Source organism: Achromobacter aegrifaciens (assembly GCF_902859965.1).
Lineage (GTDB): Bacteria > Pseudomonadota > Gammaproteobacteria > Burkholderiales > Burkholderiaceae_B > Achromobacter > Achromobacter aegrifaciens.
The window spans coordinates 143,173-162,474 of sequence record NZ_CADIKO010000006.1 but is presented as its reverse complement, the minus strand read 5'-3'; the positions used below and the strand labels follow the sequence as shown (position 1 = coordinate 162,474).

18 protein-coding genes and 1 tRNA gene are annotated in these 19,302 nt (G+C 65.6%); 12 read left to right on the top strand and 7 right to left on the bottom strand.

Annotated features, from left to right (window positions below; genetic code table 11):
- The first annotated feature begins 152 nt into the window (after positions 1 to 152).
- The 5 genes from HV793_RS29260 to HV793_RS29240 all read left to right on the top strand — a co-directional run bounded on the left by HV793_RS29260 (position 153) and on the right by HV793_RS29240 (position 6,152).
- Positions 153 to 1,061: a helix-turn-helix transcriptional regulator gene (locus tag HV793_RS29260; protein WP_042794737.1), complete on the top strand. Its 909-nt coding sequence runs from the start codon at positions 153 to 155 to the stop codon at positions 1,059 to 1,061.
- 143 nt (positions 1,062 to 1,204) lie between these two features.
- Entirely contained in the window at positions 1,205 to 2,863 is a 1,659-nt protein-coding gene (boxC, locus tag HV793_RS29255; RefSeq protein WP_175181930.1) for a 2,3-epoxybenzoyl-CoA dihydrolase, read from the top strand.
- Positions 2,864 to 2,921: 58 nt separating this feature from the next.
- Complete coding sequence (gene boxB / locus HV793_RS29250; RefSeq protein WP_054451425.1) at positions 2,922 to 4,349, top strand: benzoyl-CoA 2,3-epoxidase subunit BoxB; 1,428 nt, start codon at positions 2,922 to 2,924, stop codon at positions 4,347 to 4,349.
- A 54-nt stretch (positions 4,350 to 4,403) separates the two neighbouring features.
- The gene (boxA, locus tag HV793_RS29245; protein ID WP_119450593.1) at positions 4,404 to 5,639 is read left to right on the top strand and encodes a benzoyl-CoA 2,3-epoxidase subunit BoxA; all 1,236 of its coding nucleotides are present in this window, start codon (positions 4,404 to 4,406) and stop codon (positions 5,637 to 5,639) included.
- 69 nt (positions 5,640 to 5,708) lie between these two features.
- The gene (locus HV793_RS29240) at positions 5,709 to 6,152 is read left to right on the top strand and encodes a MaoC family dehydratase (protein WP_054451423.1); all 444 of its coding nucleotides are present in this window, start codon (positions 5,709 to 5,711) and stop codon (positions 6,150 to 6,152) included.
- A gap of 10 nt (positions 6,153 to 6,162) precedes the next feature.
- Here HV793_RS29240 and HV793_RS29235 read toward each other — a convergent pair whose 3' ends face one another.
- From HV793_RS29235 to HV793_RS29220, 4 genes are all read right to left on the bottom strand, one after another.
- Complete coding sequence (locus HV793_RS29235) at positions 6,163 to 7,149, bottom strand: TRAP transporter substrate-binding protein (RefSeq protein WP_175214353.1); 987 nt, start codon at positions 7,147 to 7,149, stop codon at positions 6,163 to 6,165.
- 173 nt (positions 7,150 to 7,322) lie between these two features.
- Positions 7,323 to 7,676, bottom strand: coding sequence for a nuclear transport factor 2 family protein (locus HV793_RS29230; RefSeq protein WP_054451417.1), 354 nt, complete (start codon positions 7,674 to 7,676; stop codon positions 7,323 to 7,325).
- A 124-nt stretch (positions 7,677 to 7,800) separates the two neighbouring features.
- The gene (locus HV793_RS29225; RefSeq protein ID WP_054451413.1) at positions 7,801 to 8,994 is read right to left on the bottom strand and encodes an acyl-CoA dehydrogenase; all 1,194 of its coding nucleotides are present in this window, start codon (positions 8,992 to 8,994) and stop codon (positions 7,801 to 7,803) included.
- Between the two features lie 113 nt (positions 8,995 to 9,107).
- Entirely contained in the window at positions 9,108 to 10,790 is a 1,683-nt protein-coding gene (locus HV793_RS29220) for a thiamine pyrophosphate-binding protein (RefSeq protein ID WP_175214352.1), read from the bottom strand.
- 185 nt (positions 10,791 to 10,975) lie between these two features.
- Between HV793_RS29220 and HV793_RS29215 the strand changes: the two genes are divergently transcribed.
- From HV793_RS29215 to HV793_RS29200, 4 genes are all read left to right on the top strand, one after another.
- Positions 10,976 to 11,881: a LysR substrate-binding domain-containing protein gene (locus tag HV793_RS29215; protein ID WP_175214351.1), complete on the top strand. Its 906-nt coding sequence runs from the start codon at positions 10,976 to 10,978 to the stop codon at positions 11,879 to 11,881.
- Positions 11,882 to 11,897: 16 nt separating this feature from the next.
- Positions 11,898 to 12,881 carry a site-specific tyrosine recombinase XerD gene (gene xerD / locus HV793_RS29210; protein ID WP_119450596.1) on the top strand — a complete coding sequence of 328 codons (984 nt, stop codon included), beginning with the start codon at positions 11,898 to 11,900 and terminating at the stop codon, positions 12,879 to 12,881.
- 41 nt (positions 12,882 to 12,922) lie between these two features.
- Positions 12,923 to 13,411, top strand: a complete 489-nt coding sequence (gene ybaK / locus HV793_RS29205; protein ID WP_054451406.1) for a Cys-tRNA(Pro) deacylase — start codon at positions 12,923 to 12,925, stop codon at positions 13,409 to 13,411.
- Positions 13,412 to 13,546: 135 nt separating this feature from the next.
- Complete coding sequence (locus HV793_RS29200) at positions 13,547 to 14,125, top strand: DJ-1/PfpI family protein (RefSeq protein WP_054451405.1); 579 nt, start codon at positions 13,547 to 13,549, stop codon at positions 14,123 to 14,125.
- Positions 14,126 to 14,194: 69 nt separating this feature from the next.
- On the opposite strand, the gene adhP is transcribed toward HV793_RS29200, so the two are convergent.
- Positions 14,195 to 15,220 (bottom strand): alcohol dehydrogenase AdhP, encoded by a 1,026-nt coding sequence (gene adhP, locus HV793_RS29195; RefSeq protein WP_054451403.1) that lies wholly within the window; start codon positions 15,218 to 15,220, stop codon positions 14,195 to 14,197.
- 224 nt (positions 15,221 to 15,444) lie between these two features.
- On the opposite strand from adhP, the gene HV793_RS29190 reads away from it, so the two are divergent.
- The gene (locus HV793_RS29190) at positions 15,445 to 15,831 is read left to right on the top strand and encodes a ribbon-helix-helix domain-containing protein (RefSeq protein WP_054451398.1); all 387 of its coding nucleotides are present in this window, start codon (positions 15,445 to 15,447) and stop codon (positions 15,829 to 15,831) included.
- A 90-nt stretch (positions 15,832 to 15,921) separates the two neighbouring features.
- Here the strand turns inward: HV793_RS29190 and pbpG are convergent, their stop codons facing one another.
- Entirely contained in the window at positions 15,922 to 17,121 is a 1,200-nt protein-coding gene (gene pbpG / locus HV793_RS29185) for a D-alanyl-D-alanine endopeptidase (protein WP_225588909.1), read from the bottom strand.
- A gap of 374 nt (positions 17,122 to 17,495) precedes the next feature.
- Positions 17,496 to 17,570 (bottom strand) — tRNA-Arg (locus HV793_RS29180).
- 309 nt (positions 17,571 to 17,879) lie between these two features.
- Between HV793_RS29180 and HV793_RS29175 the strand changes: the two genes are divergently transcribed.
- Both HV793_RS29175 and HV793_RS29170 read left to right on the top strand, forming a co-directional pair.
- Entirely contained in the window at positions 17,880 to 19,079 is a 1,200-nt protein-coding gene (locus tag HV793_RS29175) for an MFS transporter (protein ID WP_119450599.1), read from the top strand.
- A gap of 7 nt (positions 19,080 to 19,086) precedes the next feature.
- A complete protein-coding gene (locus HV793_RS29170; protein ID WP_166738338.1) occupies positions 19,087 to 19,251 on the top strand; it encodes a hypothetical protein in 165 nt (54 codons plus the stop codon).
- Positions 19,252 to 19,302 lie beyond the last annotated feature (51 nt).

Here is a 19,302-nt window from a genome sequence, read left to right as displayed (position 1 = left end):
CGCTTCAGAATCGACATGAAATCGACTGCTGCTTTTTTGCACATGAGGCGCTTTGGACTGATTGAATGGAAAAATAGTGCTTCCATTGATTATGGTCAAGCACTATAGTGCATAAAACGTGGTAATCAGGGTTTTTGCGGAGTCACGTAAACATGAATCAAGCGCTAGATGCGGCGCCATCCGAACCCAGGCGGGAAGCGTTCCTGGTGGCCTTGGGCGAGCGGGTGCGCCGCCTGCGGGCCATACGCGGCATGACCCGCAAGAGCCTGTCGCAGGTGACTGGCGTATCGGAGCGCCATCTGGCCAATCTGGAACATGGGGTGGGCAATGCCTCCATCCTGGTGTTGCTGCAGATCGCACGCGCCTTCAACTGCGCGCTGGCCGAATTGGTGGGCGACGTCACCACCGAATCGCCCGACTGGCTGCTGATCCGCGAGCTGCTCAGCGGCCGCACGGAATCCGACCTGCAGCGCGCGCGCGAGGCCCTGACCCAGCTGTTCGGCGTAGGGGCGGGGGCGCAGCGCCCCAACCGCACCCAGCGCGTGGCGCTGATCGGCCTGCGCGGCGCGGGCAAGTCCACGCTGGGCCAGATGCTGGCTGATGACCTGGGTTATCCGTTCGTGGAGTTGAACCGCGAGATCGAGCGCGTGGCCGGCTGCAGCATCCTGGAAATCCACAATCTGTACGGCCCCAATGCCTACCGCCGCTACGAACGGCGGGCGCTGGAAGAGGCCGTGCAGATCTACCCGGAAATGGTGCTGGCCACGCCGGGCGGGCTGGTGTCCGAGCCCGCCACCCTCAATCTGCTGCTGGCGCACTGCTACACGGTATGGCTGCGCGCCACGCCCGAGGAGCACATGGGCCGGGTCATGGCGCAGGGGGATTTCCGTCCCATGTCGGGCAACAACGAGGCCATGGCGGACCTCAAGCGCATCCTGGCCGGACGCGAAGCCTTCTACGCCAAGGCCGACCTCACCTGGGTCACCAGCAACCTGGATGTGCAGGAAAGCTTTGCCGGCCTGCGCACCCAGGTGCGCAAGGCTTGCGGCCTGCCGCTATAGCTGGATTCGATGCCGGCAGCGCCGGCAATATGCATTTTTGTGCATGCCCCGCTTGACGGGGCTTTTTTTGTCCTCTAATCTGCACAATAATTCATTTGATGCAGTATTTTTCCTGTTTTGGCAGGCGTACGAGGAGACACACTATGAGCAGCACCCTCAACCGGGTTGATTTCCGGACCGACCCCGAGCAGTACCGCCACTGGCGCTTGAGCTTCGACGGCCCGGTCGCCACGCTGGCCATGGATGTTGCCGAGGACGGTGGCCTGCGTCCGGGCTACAAGCTCAAGCTGAATTCCTACGACCTGGGGGTGGACATCGAACTGCATGACGCCTTGCAGCGCATCCGCTTCGAACACCCGGAAGTGCGCACCGTGGTCGTGACCAGCATGAAGGACCGCATCTTCTGTTCCGGCGCCAATATCTTCATGCTGGGTCTGTCCTCGCACGCCTGGAAGGTGAACTTCTGCAAGTTCACCAACGAAACCCGCAACGGCATTGAAGATTCCAGCCGCCACAGCGGCCTGAAGTTCATCGCCGCGCTCAACGGCGCCTGCGCCGGGGGCGGCTACGAGCTGGCGCTGGCCTGCGACGAGATCATGCTGATCGACGACCGATCGTCGGCGGTCGCGCTGCCCGAGGTGCCGCTGCTGGGCGTGCTGCCCGGCACCGGCGGCCTGACCCGCGTGACCGACAAGCGCCGCGTGCGCCACGACCATGCCGACATTTTCTGCACCCTGGTCGAGGGCGTGCGCGGCCAGCGCGCCAAGGATTGGCGCCTGGTGGACGAAGTGGTCAAGCCGGCCCGCTTCGAGGAGGCCGTGCGTGAGCGCGCGCAGGCGCTGGCGCAGGGCAGCGACCGCCCGGCAGGCGAGCAAGGCATCGTGTTGACGCCGGTGCAGCGCACGGAAAGCGCCGATGGCCTGTCCTACCGCTATGTGGACATCAAGTTGGACCGCGAGAAGCGCCAGGCCACCTGGACGGTGCGCGCGCCCGAGGGCGCGGTGCAAACCGAGCTGCAGGACATCGTCGCGGCCGGCGCGGCCTGGTGGCCGCTGCAGATGGCGCGCGAACTGGACGATGCCATCCTGTCGATGCGCACCAACGAACTGGACATCGGCACCTGGATCATCAAGACCGAAGGCGACGCCGCGCTGGTGTTGGCCGCGGATGCCGCGCTCCAACAGCATGCGGACCACTGGTTCGTGCGCGAAACCGCCGGCATGCTGCGCCGCACCTTGGCGCGCCTGGACGTGACCTCGCGCAGCCTGTTCGCGCTGATCGAACCCGGCTCCTGCTTTGCAGGCACCTTGCTCGAACTGGCGCTGGCTGCCGACCGCAGCTACATGCTGGACAACGAAGACGAATCCGCGCCCGCGCAGATCGTGGTGGGCGAGCGCAATTTCGGCGCCTATCCGCTGGTCAACGGCCAGAGCCGCCTGCAGCGCCGCTTCTATGAAGAGGAAGCGCCCCTGGAAGCGGTGCGCGCGCGCGCCGGCCAGCCGCTGTCGGCCACCGACGCGCTGGAGCTGGGCCTGGTCACCTATGCGCCCGACAACATCGATTGGGACGACGAGGTGCGCATGATGCTGGAAGAGCGCCGCGCGCTGTCGCCCGACGCCCTGACCGGGCTGGAAGCCAACCTGCGCTTCGGCGGCCAGGAAACGATGGAGACCCGCATCTTCGGCCGCCTCACGGCCTGGCAGAACTGGATCTTCAACCGCCCCAACGCCGCCGGCGACAAGGGCGCGCTCAAGCTCTACGGCAAGGGCGAGCAAGCCGCATTCGACTGGAACCGGGTCTGACGGCCCCGCGTCACCGCGCCGCGTGAACGCGGCCACCCCAAAGGAACAGGAGCGAGACATGTCTGGAATCAACTACACCGATAAGATCCCCAACAACGTCAATCTGTCCGGCGACCGCACCTTGCAGCGCGCGCTGGAGCATTGGCAGCCCAACTACCTGCAGTGGTGGCAGGACATGGGGCCTGACGGCTCCCACGGCTTCGACGTCTACCTGCGCACGGCGGTCAGCGTGCAGCCCGACGGCTGGGCGCACTTCGACCACGTCAAGATGCCGGACTACCGCTGGGGTATCTTCCTGGCGCCGCAGGACGGGCAGCGCAAGATCCATTTCGGCGAGAACATGGGCCGCGACGTCTGGCAGGATGTGCCCGGCGAGCACCGCGCCAACCTGCGCCGCATCATCGTCACGCAGGGCGACACCGAACCGGCCTCGATCGAGCAGCAGCGCCACCTGGGCCTGACCGCGCCGTCGCAGTACGACTTGCGCAACCTGTTCCAGATCAACGTCGAGGAAGGCCGCCACCTGTGGGCCATGGTCTATCTGCTGCACCGCTACTTCGGCCGCGATGGCCGCGAAGAGGCGGACGCGCTCCTGCAGCGCAGCTCGGGGGATTCCGACAATCCGCGCATCCTGGGCGCGTTCAACGAGAAGACGCCCGATTGGCTGGCCTTCTACATGTTCACCTATTTCACCGACCGCGACGGCAAGTTCCAGCTGTGCGCGCTGGCGGAGTCCAGCTTCGATCCGCTGGCGCGCACCACGAAGTTCATGCTGACCGAGGAAGCGCACCACATGTTCGTGGGCGAATCCGGCATCTCGCGCGTCATCCAGCGCACCTGCGAGGTCATGAACCAGCTCAAGACCGATGACCCGCAAGCGGTGCGCGCGGCCGGCGTGATCGACCTGCCCACCATCCAGCGCTACCTCAACTTCCACTACAGCGTCACCATCGACCTGTTCGGCGCGGATCAGTCCTCCAATGCGGCCATTTTCTACGGTTCGGGCCTGAAGGGCCGCTACGAGGAAAGCAAGCGCACCGACGACCACCAGCTGAAGAACGACACCTACCGCGTGCTGACCGTGGAAAACGGCAGGCTGCGCGAGATCGAGGTGCCGATGCTGAACGCCCTGAACGAAGTGCTGCGCGACGACTTCATCCGCGATTCGGTCGCTGGAATCGGGCGCTGGAACAAGGTCATCGAAAAGAGCGGCCTGCCGTTCCGGCTGCAAGTGCCGCACAAGGCCTTCAACCGCCAGATCGGCACGCTGGCAGGCATCCGCATGTCGCCCGAAGGCGAGATCCTGTCCGAATCGCAATGGCAGGCCAACAGTCACAAATGGCTGCCGACGCCCGAGGACCGCGCCTTCGTTGCATCGCTGATGGGCCGCGTCACCGAGCCGGGCAAGTTCGCCAACTGGATCGCGCCGCCCGTCATGGGCGTCAACCGCCAGCCGGTGAATTTCGAGTACGTCCGTTTCAACTAAAGCGGGGCGGCGGCTGTTTCCACGGCCGCCTACCGGAGCATGGGGAAGACCGAGATGAACGCTCCCTTACCAGCAGAAGTCCTGAAGCAGCACCTGATCGATCCCGAGATCTGCATCCGCTGCAATACCTGCGAAGAAACCTGTCCGATCAAGGCGATCACCCACGACTCGAACAACTACGTGGTGGATCCCGAGATCTGCAACGGCTGCATGGCCTGCGTGCCGCCTTGCCCCACGGGGGCGATCGACAACTGGCGGCTGATGGTACGCGCCGAAGCCTATGGCGTGCAGGAACAACTGGGCTGGGAAGAACTGCCGGGCGAGAAGGCGCTGCCGGAAACGGCTGCCGCCGCGCCGGCCTGCGATGAGCCGGATACGCCGCAGCCTGCCGCGCCCGCGACTTCCACCGCGCCCGGCGCAACGGTCCCGCCCTGGTCCGCCGCCCACCCATACGTCAACCTGTACACGCACAAGACGCCGATGACGGCCACCGTGGTCGGCAACTACCGCGTGACCGGCGCCGACACGGAAAGCGACATCCACCATATCGTGCTCGACTTCGGCGAGCTGCCGTTTCCCGTGCTGGAAGGGCAGTCCATCGGCATCCTGCCGCCCGGCGTGGACGCGCAGGGCCGGGCGCACCACGCGCGCCAGTACTCGCTGGCCAGTCCGCGCGACGGCGAGCGGGCCGGCTACAACAATCTTTCGCTGACCGTAAAGCGCGTCACCGAGGACCATGCGGGCGCGGCCGCGCATGGCGTGTGCTCGAACTACCTGTGCGACCTGGCCAAGAACGACAAGGTGCAGGTGATCGGGCCGTTCGGCCACACCTTCCTGATGCCCAATCACCCCCGCGCCAATCTCATCATGATCTGCACCGGCACGGGTTCGGCGCCCATGCGCGCGATGACGGAGCGCTACCGCCGCCGCATCGAGACCGGCGAAAACGGCAAGCTGCTGCTGTTCTTCGGCGCGCGCACCGAGCGTGAACTGCCGTACTTCGGGCCGCTAATGAAGCTGCCGCGAGATTTCATCGACATCAACCTGGCGCTGTCGCGCGAAGCCGGGCAACCCAAGCGCTACGTGCAGGACCTGATCCGCGACCGCGCAGGCGCGGTGCGGGAACTGCTGGCGGACCGCAATACCTGCATCTACGTGTGCGGGCTGAAGGGCATGGAAGTAGGCGTGCTGGATGCCCTGCGCGATGTGACGGTGCAAGCGGGCCAGGATTGGTCTATCCTGCATGATGCATTGCGCCGCGAAGGGCGCCTGCATTTCGAAACGTACTGAATCCACAAACATGCGTGGCAATCGGCGCGCGCTGGCGCGCCGATTGCATTTGCGGGGGGAATCCACAAAATGAAGTTCGCCGAGTTCAAGGACGGCATGGTCATCAAGGGCGGTCCGGTCACCCTGACGGAAGCCGAGATCCTGGAGTTCGCACGCAAGTTCGATCCCCAGTGGTTCCACACCGATCCCAAGCGTGCCTCCGAAGGGCGCTGGGGCGGCCTGATCGCCAGCGGCTGGCATACCTGCGCGCTGGCGATGCGCATGGCCGTGGACGCGGCGCTGCACGATTCCGAATCCTTCGGCTCGCCCGGCCTGGGCGAGGTGCGCTGGCGCACGCCGGTGCGTCCGGGCGACACCCTGCGCCTCGAAGCGCGCGTGCAGGGCGTGCGCACCTCGTCGTCGCGTCCCGACCTGGGCATCATTACCTGGGCCTGGACGGTCCTGAACCAGCACGACGAAGGCGTGCTGGAGCTGGACGCGACCAGCCTGTTCGATCTGTCCGGCGAAAACTGAGGCTGGCCGTCTAGCGCTTGCCTGTCTGCTTCAGGATGGCGGCGGCTTCAGGACCGGCTGCTGCCTTCCAGTTCTTGACCGAGTCCGCCGCGGCATCCTTCAGCGCGCGCTGCACGGGCAGCGGCACCGACGTATTGATCGCCACGCCGTTCTTGCGCATGTTGGCGTAGTTCTGCTGCAGGCGGCCGTCGATGCGCTTCCATTGTTCGGTTTCGGTCTGCGCCGCCGCCTGGTCGATGGCGCTGCGCGTGCGCGCATCCAGCGCCTGATACGCCTGCAGGTTCATCGTCGCCACCGAGATCGGCATCGCGTAGTTGATTTCCGCGAAGTTGGGCAGGTGCTCCCAGAGCTTGCGGCCCGCGCCGCCGTCGCCTGACGACAGTACCGCGTTCACCTCGCCCGAGGCGATCAGCGGCATCGCATCCGCGAAGGAAATGTTCTGCGCGCGGGCGCCGGCTTTCTGCATGACGTCCTGCGACGTGGCGTCGTAGGTGCGGATGCTCAGCTTCTTCAAGGCCGCGACGCTGTCCAGCTTCTGCTTGGACCAGATGCCGGACGCCGGCCACGGCGTGGTGTACAGCAGCTTCTGCCCATGCGCCGCCAGCAGCTTCTCGTAGGCGGGGCGGGCGGCCTTGTTCAGGTTGCGCGCCTTGGACAACGAGTCCGCCAGGAACGGCAGGGACGACACGCCGAACAAGGGATACTTGGCCGCCAGTGCGCCGGCGAAGGCATCGCCCGCATCCACCTTGCGCGCTTGCACCGCATCGATCATGTCGGCCGACTTGATCCCCTTGGACGCGTCATAGCTGGCGTCGATGACCACGTTGCCCGCGGTCTTGGCGCGGACCAGTTCGGCAAACGTGGATACGCCTTGTCCGGGCATGGAGGTGGCCGGATACTCGGTGGCCATCGTGAGGGTGGTGACGGCGTAGGCGCCATGGGCCATGAACGCCATGGCAATGCCTGTCATCAGGCGGAGGGTGGGACAGCCTTGCATGCGCGGCTCCTGGGCTCGGGGGGAAACCTGGTCGGGACACGCGGCAGGACGCGGGAGCGCCCGGCCCTGTGCCTGGCCGATGCTGCAAAGCGTACGGCGAGTGCAGGGGCTCGCCTATACGGGCTTTCGGCAATGCGCGGGTTGTTGCGGGGACGAGAGCGGCCTGGCGGCAATTACTGGATGGGCAGGCCGTGCATCTTCAAGAAGGACAGCTTGTCCCAGTAACCCCGCTGGAACACGATCCTGCCGCCGCGCACCGTAAAGAATCCGCAGCCGCGCAGCCCGAGGGGATCGCGCCATTCCAGGGCAGCAACCTCGCCGGCTTCATGGATCGTCTCCACGATGCAGGTCATGTCGGCCTGGGCGAACTCCCGTTCAAACATCGCGCGAATGGCCTCGCGTCCGACGATGGGCTCCTGGGTGACCTGATGGTTCACCGCCGCTTCATCGTAAAGCTCCGCCAGGCCAGCGGCATCGGCGGCATTGAACCGTAGGACCCATTCTTCGACCAGTTGCCGCGGAGTCATGTGTGCTTCCTTTTTTTGGGGGGACTTACGTTGTAAACGAAATTTGGGAGACCTTGCCGATCGTCGGTGCAGGGCGAAAAAAAAACCGCCCCGTAGGGCGGTTTCGTCGGAACCGAACAAGCGATCAATAGAACGCCTGGATGCCGGTCTGCGCGCGGCCCAGGATCAGGGCGTGCACGTCGTGGGTGCCTTCGTAGGTGTTGACCACTTCCAGGTTCACCAGGTGGCGGGCCACGCCGAACTCGTCGGAGATGCCGTTGCCGCCGAGCATGTCGCGCGCCAGGCGGGCGATGTCCAGTGCCTTGCCGCAGGAGTTGCGCTTCATGATGGAGGTGATTTCGACGGCGGCGGTGCCTTCGTCCTTCATGCGGCCCAGGCGCAGGCAGCCTTGCAGGGCCAGCGTGATTTCGGTCTGCATGTCGGCCAGCTTCTTCTGGATCAGCTGGTTGGCGGCCAGGGGGCGGCCGAATTGCTTGCGGTCCAGCGTGTACTGGCGGGCGGTGTGCCAGCAGGCTTCAGCGGCGCCGACGGCGCCCCAGGCGATGCCGTAGCGGGCGGAGTTCAGGCAGGTGAACGGACCCTTCAGGCCGGACACGCCGGGCATCATCTGGTCGGCGGACACTTCCACTTCGTCCATGACGATTTCGCCGGTGATCGAGGCGCGCAGGCCGACCTTGCCGTGGATGGCCGGGGCCGACAGGCCCTTCATGCCCTTTTCCAGGATGAAGCCGCGGATCTTGCCGTCGAAGTCGCCGCCGACGCACTTGGCCCACACCACGAAGACATCGGCGATGGGGGAGTTGGTGATCCACATCTTGTTGCCGGAAATCTTGTAGCCGTCGGACGTCTTGACGGCGCGGGTTTCCATGCCGCCGGGATCGGAGCCGTGGTTGGGTTCGGTCAGGCCGAAGCAGCCGATCCATTCGCCGCGAGCCAGCTTGGGCAGGTACTTCTGCTTTTGCGCTTCGCTGCCGAATTCGTTGATGGGCACCATCACCAGGGACGACTGCACGCTCATCATGGAGCGGTAGCCGGAGTCGATGCGTTCGACTTCGCGGGCGATCAGGCCGTAGCTGACGTAGTTCAGGCCGGCGCCGCCGTATTCGACGGGGATGGTGGCGCCCAGCAGGCCCAGTTCGCCCATTTCGGAGAAGATGGCCGGGTCGGTCTGTTCGTTGCGGAACGCGTTCAGAACGCGCGGGGCGAGCTTGTCCTGCGCATAGGCGTAGGCTGCGTCACGCACCATGCGTTCTTCTTCGGTCAGTTGCTGGTCCAGCAACAAGGGGTCTTGCCAGTGAAAGGAAGGATTCGAGGACATGCTGGGTCTCCGCTATGGATTTCGGAATGCTAGAAAGTTTAAACCTAAAATAATTCAGGCGGCAAGCGGCGAATGGAACGGCGGGCGCGCGGCGGCGCCGTTCCGTCCCGCCTTCAGTGCTGCGCCTTGAGCGCTGCGTCGCGGATTTTTTCCAGGGTCGTGCCCGGGGTGATGGTTTCCGGATCGATGAAGCAGTGCAGGATGGCCGGCTTGCCGCTGGCCAGGGCGCGTTCGAAGGCCGGGCCGAACTGCTCGGTGGTTTCGACGCGTTCGCCGTGGCCGCCAAAGGCGCGCGCGTAGTCGGCGAAATCCGGATTCTTCAGCTCGGTCGCGGAAATGCGGCCGGGGTAGTGCTTTTCCTGGTGCATGCGGATCGTGCCGTACATGCCGTTGTCCACCAGCACCACGACGATGGGCAGGTCGTACTGCACCGCGGTCGCGAATTCCTGGCCGTGCATCAGGAAGCAGCCGTCGCCGGCGAAGCAGACCACGGTCTTGTCCGGCGACACGCGCTTGGCGCCCACGGCCGCGGGCAGGCCGTAGCCCATGGAGCCCGACGTCGGCGCCAGCTGCGTGCCGTAGCGGGTGAAACGATGGAAGCGGTGCAGCCAGGTGGCGTAGTTGCCGGCGCCGTTGGTCATGATGGCGTCTGCCGGCAACGTCTTTTCCAGGTAGGCCATGACCTGGCCCATCTGCAGCGCGCCAGGCGTCGTGATGGCGCTGGGGTCGCTCCATTTCAGGTACGACTCGCGCATGGCCTGCGTGCCGGCGGCCCAGGCGGGCTGAGCCGGCGCCTTCAGGCCGGCCAGCGCCTGCGCGAAGGCGGCGGGCGAGGTATTGATGGCCAGGGTGGGGCGGTAGACGCGGCCCAGCTCGGCGGTATCGGGATGCACGTGCACCAGCTTCTGCTTGGGTACCGGTATGTCCAGCAGCGTGTAGGCCTGGCTGGGGTTTTCCGACATGCGGCCGCCCACCAGCAGGATCAGGTCCGCGTCGGCGACGCGCTTGAGCAGCGCGGGATTGATGCCCAGGCCCACGTCGCCGATGAAGCTGGGGTGGTCGGCCGGGAACAGCATCTGGCGGCGGAAAGACACGGCCGTGGGCAGCGCATGGCGCTGCGCAAAATCGGCGAACTGCTGCACCGCGCGGGCGTCCCAGCGCGTGCCGCCCAGGATGGCGACCGGATTCTTGGCTTCGGCCAGCAGCTTTTCCAGGTCGGCCAGTTGGCCGGCCGTGGGGGCGGAATCAATGACTTCGTAACGCGGCGCGTCGGCGACCTTGGCGGCTTCGACCAGCATGTCCTCGGGCAGCGCGATCACGACCGGGCCGGGACGGCCCGAGGTGGCAATGTGGAAGGCGCGCGACACCAGTTCGGGAATGCGTTCGACCTGGTCGATCTCGGTGACCCACTTGGCTTGCGTGCCGAACACGGCGCGGTAATCCATTTCCTGGAAGGCTTCACGTTCGCGCATGCCGCGCTCGATCTGGCCGACGAACAGGATCAGGGGGGTGGAGTCCTGCTTGGCGATGTGCACGCCGGCCAGCGCGTTGGACGCACCCGGGCCACGGGTCACCATGCAGATGCCGGGTTCGCCGGTCAGCTTGCCGTGGGCGTCGGCCATCATGGCCGCGCCGCCTTCCTGGCGGCACACCGTGACCTTGATGTCCGCATCGTGCAGGCCGTCCAGCACTGCCAGATAGCTTTCGCCGGGGACGCAGAAAACATGTTTGACGCCCTGCGCAACCAGCTGGTCGACCAGGATGTGACCGCCAAGGCGGGATTCTTGCTGGGACATGGGGGTGGTAGTCATGATGAGCCGAGGTTAGGACATCCGAGCATAATGTTCCTTGATCGCACAATGCAATTGATAAAATTGCACAATCTATTGACCCACCGGCACGACCTGCCATGCTGCGCCGCGGCAAGATCCGCGCGGCCGAGCGGCGGGGACGCCCGCCGGCACCTGGCGGTTCCCTCGATATGAGAAACGGCATTCCCAATCTGAGCGCCCTGCAGGCGTTTGAAGCGTCAGCCCGTCTGGGCAGCTTTTCCCGCGCGGCCGAGGAACTGTCCCTGACGCACAGCGCCGTCTATCGCCAGGTGGCCAGCCTGGAGGCGCGCCTGGGCGTGCAGCTGTTCACCCGGGTACGCCGGCGCATCGTGCTGACCGACCATGGGGCCGAGTACGCCGGCCGCATCCGCCACCATCTGGACCAGATCGAAAAAGACACCTTCGGCCTGGTCAGCCGCACCGGCATGGGCCGCAGCATCCATATCGCCGTGGTGCCCACCCTGGCGACGACCTGGCTGATCCCGCGCCTGGCGGATTTCCAGCGCGAGCATGGCGACATCACGGTCAGCCTGTCCGTGCGCACGTTGCCATTCCAGTTCAAGGACCAGCCCTTCGACGGAGCGCTGTATCACGGGGAGGGATTGTGGCCAGGCACCCAGGGCGTGCTGCTGTTCCCCGAGCGCGAACTCGTGCCCGTGTGCGCGCCGGAGCTGGCGGCACGCACGCCGGAGCCGGGCGCCAGCGCCTTGTCCGGCATGACCCATTTGCACCTGGCATCACGGCCCGACGCCTGGCGCCAGTGGTACGCGGCCAATAGCCATCTTTATGGTCCGCACGCCGCCGGCGGCCCGCGCTACGAACTCTTCACCATGGTGATGGCGGCGGTGCAGGCCGGCCTGGGCGTCGGGCTGATGCCGCGCTTCCTGGCCCAGCCCGCGCTGGACCAGGGCACGCTGGCGATGCCCGTGCCGCAATCGCTGTCGGTCAGCCAGGGCTACTACTTCGGCTATCCGCAGCGCAGCGAACGCTCCGAGGCGCTCAAGCTCTTCGAGAGCTGGCTGAAGTCCGCCGCCGCGGGCGTGGGCGGACGCTGAGCCGTAGAATCCTGGCATGCCCGCGACCCGCCCCCCGCTTGAATCCCAGGCCGATATCGACGCCTTCATCGACGCCGTCTGGCTGGAAGACGGCCTGTCGGCCAACACCCTGGCTGCCTACCGGCGCGACCTGACGGGCTTTGCCCGTTGGCTGGAAGACCCCGAAGCCTATGCGCGCGAAATGGCCGACCGCCATGGCGATGCGGCACAGGCCCACGCGCTGCCTGCTGGACCCGCCAAGCCCTTGCGCGATGCCGGCAAGGCTGACATCGAAGCCTGGTTCGCCTTCCGCCACGAGGAAACCCGCGCCACCACCGCCAACCGCAGGCTGGCCGCGCTGCGCCGCTTCTACGCCTGGGCCTTGCGCGAGCACCGCGCCGAACGCGATCCCTGCCTGACGCTGATCGCGGCCAAGCAGCCGCCGCGCATGCCCAAGACGCTGTCCGAGCAGCAGGTGGATGCCTTGCTGCGCGCGCCCGACCTGGAGCAGGCCCGTGGCCTGCGCGACCGCGCGATGCTGGAAACGCTGTATGCCACGGGCTTGCGCGTGTCCGAGCTGGTGGGCATGCGCACGCTGGACGTGAGCCTGAACGAAGGCGTGGTGCGGGTGGTGCTGGGCAAGGGCGGCAAGGACCGACTGGTGCCGTTGGGCGCCGAGGCCGCGCATTGGATCGACCGCTACCTGAAGTCCGCGCGGCCAGAGCTGGCGGCCGGGCGCGTGAGCGATGCGCTCTTCATCACCGGCCGGGCCGAAGCGATGTCGCGCCAGGCGTTCTGGCAACTGGTGAAGAAGTACGCCTTGCTGGCGGACGTGCGCGCGCCGCTGTCGCCCCACGTGCTGCGGCACGCCTTCGCCACGCACCTGCTGAACCACGGCGCCGACCTGCGCGTGGTGCAGATGCTGCTGGGGCATGCCGACATTTCCACCACGCAGATCTACACGCACGTCGCGCGCGAACGCCTGAAGGCGCTGCACGCGACCCACCATCCCCGCGGCTAGCCGGCGCGCGCCGCTTCGAAATTCTTCTTTCACGCATAACCATGAGCAAAGCCCGCCACGTTTCCGAAACGCCCGCCACCCAGTTCCTCAAGCAGAACAAGGTGACGTACACGGAACATACCTATGACTACATCGACCATGGCGGCGCGGGCGAAGCCGCGCGCCAGTTGGGCCTGGATCCGCATGCGGTGGTGAAGACCCTGGTGATGGAGGACGAATCCGCCAAACCCCTCATCGTGGTCATGCACGGCGACCGCGAAGTTTCCACCAAGAACCTGGCGCGCCAGGCCGGGCTCAAGCGCGTCGAGCCCTGCAAACCCGAGGTCGCGCAGCGCCATTCGGGCTATCAGGTGGGTGGCACCTCGCCCTTCGGCACGCGCAAGAAGATGCCGGTGTGGGTCGAGGCCGAAGTGCTGGACTACCCGGTGGTCTACATCAACGGCGGGCGGCGCGGGTATCTGATCGGCATAGACCCCAAGGTACTGGTCACGCTGCTGGGCGCCAAGGGCGTAACCGTCGCGCTGGAATAGGGCGGGCTGGCGTGGGCGTGGTATTCCCATACCACCACCCAAGCCGATGGCGGCGTCACAATAGGGGCGTAGATCAAGAACCGGAGCCCGGCCACGGGCGCTGAACCGGCTTTCCGCCATCCCTAGGAGACAAACATGAGCAAGCGACTGTTGATGCTGGTCGGCGACTACGCCGAGGACTACGAGACCATGGTGCCGTACCAGACCCTGCTGACGGTGGGGCACACGGTGCATGCGGTATGCCCGGACAAGAAGGCGGGCGACACCATCGCGACTGCGATCCATGACTTCGAAGGCGCACAGACCTACACCGAAAAGCGCGGCCACAATTTCGCGCTGAACTATGACTTCGATCGCGTCGAGCCGTCGTCCTACGACGGCCTGGTGATTCCGGGCGGCCGCGCGCCGGAGTATCTGCGCCTGAACGAAAAGGTGCTGGACATCGTGCGCGCCTTCGACAAGGCGGGCAAGCCCATCGCGGCGGTCTGCCACGGCGCGCAACTGCTGGCCGCGGCCGGCATCCTGAAGGGCCGCACCTGCTCCGCCTATCCGGCGTGCGCACCGGAAGTGCGCCTGGCAGGCGGCACCTATGCCGAGATCGGCATCGACCAGGCCTACACCGACGGCAATCTGGTGACGGCGCCGGCCTGGCCCGCGCATCCGGCCTGGATGTCGCAATTCCTGGCGGTGTTGGGCACGAAGATCACGCCCTGATCTTCAACGCCACAAAGCGCCAGGGCCGCAAACATGCGGCCCTGGCGCTCTTCCTTTACGGCTTGGAAATCAGGCGAAATCGAGCACGATGCGGCCTTCGATCTGGCCGCGCCGCATGCGGTCGAACACGTCGTTGATGTTCTCCAGGCTTTCGGTGGCGACAGTGGCGTGCACCTTCCCCTCTTCGGCGAACTGCAGCGATTCCTGCAGGTCCAGGCGCGAACCCACGATGGAGCCGCGCACGGTGACGCCGTTGAGCACCATGTCGAAGATCGACAGCGGGAAGTCGCCCGGCGGCAGGCCGTTGAGCGCCACGGTCCCGCCGCGGCGCACCATGCCCAGCGCCTGCTCGAAGGCCTTGGGCGATACCGCCGTGATCAGCGCGCCGTGCGCGCCGCCGATCTCGCGCTTGAGGTAGGCGGCCGGGTCGGTAGTCTTGGCGTTGACCGTGACCTCGGCGCCCAGGCGGCGGGCGAAGTCCAGCTTGGCGTCGTCGATGTCCACCGCGGCCACGTTCAGGCCCATGGCCTTGGCGTACTGCACCGCCATGTGGCCCAATCCGCCAATGCCCGAGATCACCACCCAGTTGCCCGGACGGGTGTCCGTCATCTTCAGGCCCTTGTAGACGGTCACGCCGGCGCACAGCACGGGCGCGACCTCGACGAAACCGACGTTCTTGGGCAGCAGGCCCACGTAGTTGGCGTCAGCCAGCGCGTATTCGGCGAAGCCGCCGTTCACGGAGTAACCGGCGTTCTTCTGTGTTTCGCACAGCGTTTCCCAGCCGCCCAGGCAATGCTCGCAATGCCCGCAGGCGGAATACAGCCAGGGTATGCCGACGCGGTCGCCTTCCTTCACATGGGTCACGCCCGCGCCCACCGCGACCACATGGCCGACGCCCTCGTGACCGGGAATGAAGGGCGGGTTGGGCTTGACGGGCCAGTCGCCTTCGACCGCGTGCAGGTCGGTGTGGCAGACCCCGCAGGCTTCAATCTTTACCAGCAATTCGCCCGGACCCGGGCGCGGCACCGCGACTTCTTCGATTGCCAGGGGCTTGCCGAATGCTCGTGCAACCGCTGCTTTCATGGTTTTATCCATCACTGCCTCCGAAGTCTGATCAAGATTCCTTATGCTCGAACGTGGACGCTTTCCCGACCATGATTTATATCAACCGAGCGGGTAGCCCGCCGATGCCGGAAACGTGTGGTTGCAGAAAGAGGCCGGCCGCCGCGCCCTTGCCCGGGCCGCGGCAAACGGCGTACAGTCAGCCGTAGGCCTCCCGGCCCAGGCCTCGCGCCCAGTCCCGAGTTCCAGGAGCTCCCATGTGTGAAATCTTCATCCGCGCCAGCGAACAGTCCTACGCGCCCGAAACCCGTTCGCTGCGGCTGCATGGCGTGGCTACCAGCCTGAGGCTGGAACAGTTGTTCTGGCAGGTATTGGAAGAAATCGCCGGCCGGGACGGCATGCGCGTGACGCAGCTGATCGAACGTTTGTACGACGAACTGATCGAGTATCGCGGCGAGGCCGCCAATTTCACGTCGTTCCTGCGCGTATGCTGCCTGCGCTACCAACTGTTGCAGGCGGAGGGCCGCATTCCGTTGGATGCGGCCGTGCCGATCCGTTCGCTCAACCCGCAGGCCGTGCTGGAAGGCTTGCCGCCCACGCTGTACGACGCCCAGCCTCTGCGCCCGAAACGCAAGGCCGCTTAATCCGCCAACACTGGCGCCGCCGCCACGGCAAAAAGCGAAGGGCCCGAATTTTCGGGCCCTTTGTTCATGTGGCGGTAGCGCAGCAGGCGGTCAGCCGCCAGACTGGATCGACGCCATCGCCACTTCATTCTGCACGATGCGGCGGATGCGCACCGCATCGCCGATGCGGGAGAGTTTGCCTTGTGAATCCAGCAGCACGATGGCCAGATCGCGGCCGTTGATGCGGGCCAGCATGACCAGGCATTCGCCGGCTTCGTTGATGTAGCCGGTCTTGGACACCTTGATGTCCCAGTCGGGCTTGCGCACCAGCAGGTTGGTGTTGCGGAAGGTCTGCGTGCGGTTGTTGACCTCGACGTCGTACTCGGTATCGGTGGAGTAGCGGTGGATCAGCGGGCGCTGGGAGGCCGCGCGCAGCAGTCGGGCCAGATCGTGCGGCGACGAGACGTTGTCGCTGGACAGGCCGGTGGGTTCGATGAAGCGGGTGCTGGTCATGCCCAGCGCCTGCGCCTTGGCGTTCATGGCGGCCACGAAAGCCGGCAGGCCGCCCGGATAGTGGCGGCCCAGCGCGTTGGCGGCGCGGTTCTCGGACGACATCAGAGCCAGGTGCAGCATGTCGCCGCGCGACAGCTTGGTGCCCACGCGCAGACGGGAGGTGGTGTGCTTGAGGCCGTCGACGTCTTCGTCGGTGATCTCCAGCATTTCGTCCATGGGCAGGTTGGCGTCGACCACGACGACGGCCGTCATCAGCTTCGAGATCGAAGCGATGGGGCGCACTACGTTTTCGTTCTTGGCGAAGATGACCGTGGACGTTTCCAGATCCTGCACGTAGGCGGTGCTGGAACGCAGGGCGGCGGCTTCGGCGCGCACCGAGGAGGCGGGCGGCGGCATGGCGGCCGAACCGACTGCGGCGGCAGCGGCGGCCCGTTGCGCGCGCGACGGCTTGTTTGGCTTGCCGTTCTTGCCGGCGGCCGCGCCCTTCTTGGGCGGCGTGCCCTTGGCTGCGACCTGCTTGCCGCCTTTGGGGGCGGCGGCTTTCTTGCCAGAGGAGGATTTGGGGGGAGCTTTCTTGGCGGAGGAGGCGGCTTGTTTGCCGGAGGCGCTCTTGCCGGAGCTGGCTTTGGGGGCCGGAGCCTTCTTTGCTTGTTGCGCCTTGCAGGCCGACGACTTGGCGTTGGTCTTGCAAGGGTCCGTATTCTTTGCGGCTTGGGCGGCGGGGGGCAGGAGCGCGCACACCGCCAGCGCCACAGGCGCTATCGCGTTCGCAATCGCACGTTTCCAGGGAAATGCCATGGTTTGAGCTGGCTTGTCAGTCTGTCAGTAAATGTTTCTTAAGCCGGCGTTTCGTCGGGCCAGAAAAAGTCCAGATGAATTAGAGGCTTACGCGTCGAATTTAAACAGCAATTTCAAGTTGCGCGCAAGGCGATTCGCTATCATCGTCCAAAAAAATAATAGTGACGTATTGACGCAGCTTCAATTCGTCACAAGACAAGTGCGAGAAGCTAACGGCAGGCCGCGCGTGAGCGTAGCCCGGATTAACCCTCATCCGGCTGAACGCGCGAGGTTTTTGTCCATGCCGGAGCAGGCAAACCGCGCTCACAAAAGCGCAGGGCTTCGGGCGCGTAGGGGGATGCAGGGAAGGGGGGCGTCGGAACCGACGCCAGAGATGGCCTCGCCGGGTGGAATCGAACCACCAATTGACCCTTAGGAGGGGCCGGTTATATCCATTTAACTACGGCGAGACTATTGCTGATCAGGCGGCAGCGTCGGTCGAGTGATCGCGCTTGCTTGCTAAGGCCTTGATATCGCTACGATTCTGTCGGCCCTGAGTTTATCACTGGGGGCACGGGTTTCGGCGCAGGACGCAAGTCTATCAGCAGGCGGCGCAAGCCCCAAATCCGTTGCCCTGCAACCCGGCTCGCTGGACCCGACGCCCAACGTGGCTATTGCCGGAGCGCGGAGGCTATTTGTATATGATGACCGGGTCCCGCGCTGCGCGCCGGACCGTCCCGTGGAGGGGGCGACGAACAAAACAACGAAAAACGGGTTTCATGTCTAACCAAACCGATACGAATTTCATCCGTACCCTGATCGTGGGTACGCTGGTGGTGCTGCTCGCGATGGGGGTGCGTGCCACCTTCGGGCTCTTCATGCAGCCGATGGGGCTGGCGCAAGGCTGGGGACGCGAAGTGTTCTCCATGGCCTTCGCTTTGCAGAACCTGGTGTGGGGCGTGGCCTGTATCTTCATGGGCATCATGGCCGACCGCTACGGTTCGGGCCGCACCATCGCGCTGGGCGCGCTGCTGTACATGCTGGGCATGATAGGCACGCGCTTCGCCACGGATGAAGCCACGCTCTATCTGACGGCCGGCGTGCTGGTCGGATTGGGCCAGGCCGGCACGACCTTTCCGGTGATCCTGCCCGTGGTGGCCCGCGCGGTTCCTCCCGCCTACCGCAGCACGGCGATGGGCATCGCCAGCGCTGGCGGCTCGCTCGGTCAGTTTGCCGTGGTGCCCACGGGACAGGTGCTGATCAGCGGCCTGGACTGGACGGGCGCATTGTGGGTGCTGTCGCTGTTCGTCGCTTGCGGCGCGCCCCTGGCGTATTTCCTGCGCGGACGTCCGCAGGCCCACACCGGGCCGCAGCAATCGCTGGCCTCGGCGGTCAAGCAGGCGGTACGCCACCCCTCGTTCCATTTCCTGTTCTGGAGCTACTTCGTCTGCGGCTTCCACACCGCCTTCATCACGCTGCACTTGCCCGCCTATGTCACGGACGGCGGCCTGAGCGCGGGGCAGGGCGCGACCGCCATTGCGCTGATCGGCCTGTTCAACGTGCTGGGCTCGTTCTATGCCGGCAAGCTGGGCGGCAAGTACAGCAAGAAACGGCTCCTCGCCGTGGTGTACGGCATGCGCGCCTTCGGCATTCTGCTGCTGCTCTGGATGCCGTTGTCGCCATGGGTGCTGTACGCCTTCGCCGCGTGGATGGGTTTGTTCTGGCTGGGGACCGTGCCGCTCACGCAAGGCCTGATCGGCCAGATCTACGGCCTGCGCTATGCGGCCACGCTGTCGGGCATCGTCTTCCTGGGGCACCAGCTGGGCAGTTTCATCGGCGTATGGCTGGGCGGATATGCCTATGCCAAGACCGGCAATTACGACGCCGTCTGGTGGCTGGGCGTGGCCCTGGCCGTCATCGCGGCGCTGTTGTGCCTGCCGGTGCGCGAACAGCCGGTTGCCCAGCCGGCCGCGGCCTGAGACGTTCATGAACCCTGCCAATCGTTCCGCGCCCGCCGCCCGCCGCCATCGCGGCTGGCGCGCGATTGGCGCGCTGGCCCTGGTTGCCGTCCTGGGCCTGGCTTTCTGGGGCTACACCACGCCGGAAATGCAGATCCACTGGGAAAACCTGGCCGCGCTCTGCGGCTTCTAGGCGCTTTTTCCGCTCGGCCTCGCGGTATCCTACGGCGGTATTTCTCTCCTC

Excerpts from the sequence above, each read along its gene's own strand:
- HV793_RS29260 (WP_042794737.1), top strand. The coding sequence starts at position 153 with ATGAATCAAGCGCTAGATGCGGCGCCATCCGAACCCAGGCGGGAAGCG.
- boxC (WP_175181930.1), top strand. The coding sequence starts at position 1,205 with ATGAGCAGCACCCTCAACCGGGTTGATTTCCGGACCGACCCCGAGCAG.
- boxB (WP_054451425.1), top strand. The coding sequence starts at position 2,922 with ATGTCTGGAATCAACTACACCGATAAGATCCCCAACAACGTCAATCTG.
- boxA (WP_119450593.1), top strand. The coding sequence starts at position 4,404 with ATGAACGCTCCCTTACCAGCAGAAGTCCTGAAGCAGCACCTGATCGAT.
- HV793_RS29240 (WP_054451423.1), top strand. The coding sequence starts at position 5,709 with ATGAAGTTCGCCGAGTTCAAGGACGGCATGGTCATCAAGGGCGGTCCG.
- HV793_RS29235 (WP_175214353.1), bottom strand. The coding sequence starts at position 7,149 with ATGCAAGGCTGTCCCACCCTCCGCCTGATGACAGGCATTGCCATGGCG.
- HV793_RS29230 (WP_054451417.1), bottom strand. The coding sequence starts at position 7,676 with ATGACTCCGCGGCAACTGGTCGAAGAATGGGTCCTACGGTTCAATGCC.
- HV793_RS29225 (WP_054451413.1), bottom strand. The coding sequence starts at position 8,994 with ATGTCCTCGAATCCTTCCTTTCACTGGCAAGACCCCTTGTTGCTGGAC.
- HV793_RS29220 (WP_175214352.1), bottom strand. The coding sequence starts at position 10,790 with ATGTCCCAGCAAGAATCCCGCCTTGGCGGTCACATCCTGGTCGACCAG.
- HV793_RS29215 (WP_175214351.1), top strand. The coding sequence starts at position 10,976 with ATGAGAAACGGCATTCCCAATCTGAGCGCCCTGCAGGCGTTTGAAGCG.
- xerD (WP_119450596.1), top strand. The coding sequence starts at position 11,898 with ATGCCCGCGACCCGCCCCCCGCTTGAATCCCAGGCCGATATCGACGCC.
- ybaK (WP_054451406.1), top strand. The coding sequence starts at position 12,923 with ATGAGCAAAGCCCGCCACGTTTCCGAAACGCCCGCCACCCAGTTCCTC.
- HV793_RS29200 (WP_054451405.1), top strand. The coding sequence starts at position 13,547 with ATGAGCAAGCGACTGTTGATGCTGGTCGGCGACTACGCCGAGGACTAC.
- adhP (WP_054451403.1), bottom strand. The coding sequence starts at position 15,220 with ATGGATAAAACCATGAAAGCAGCGGTTGCACGAGCATTCGGCAAGCCC.
- HV793_RS29190 (WP_054451398.1), top strand. The coding sequence starts at position 15,445 with ATGTGTGAAATCTTCATCCGCGCCAGCGAACAGTCCTACGCGCCCGAA.
- pbpG (WP_225588909.1), bottom strand. The coding sequence starts at position 17,121 with ATGGCATTTCCCTGGAAACGTGCGATTGCGAACGCGATAGCGCCTGTG.
- HV793_RS29175 (WP_119450599.1), top strand. The coding sequence starts at position 17,880 with ATGTCTAACCAAACCGATACGAATTTCATCCGTACCCTGATCGTGGGT.
- HV793_RS29170 (WP_166738338.1), top strand. The coding sequence starts at position 19,087 with ATGAACCCTGCCAATCGTTCCGCGCCCGCCGCCCGCCGCCATCGCGGC.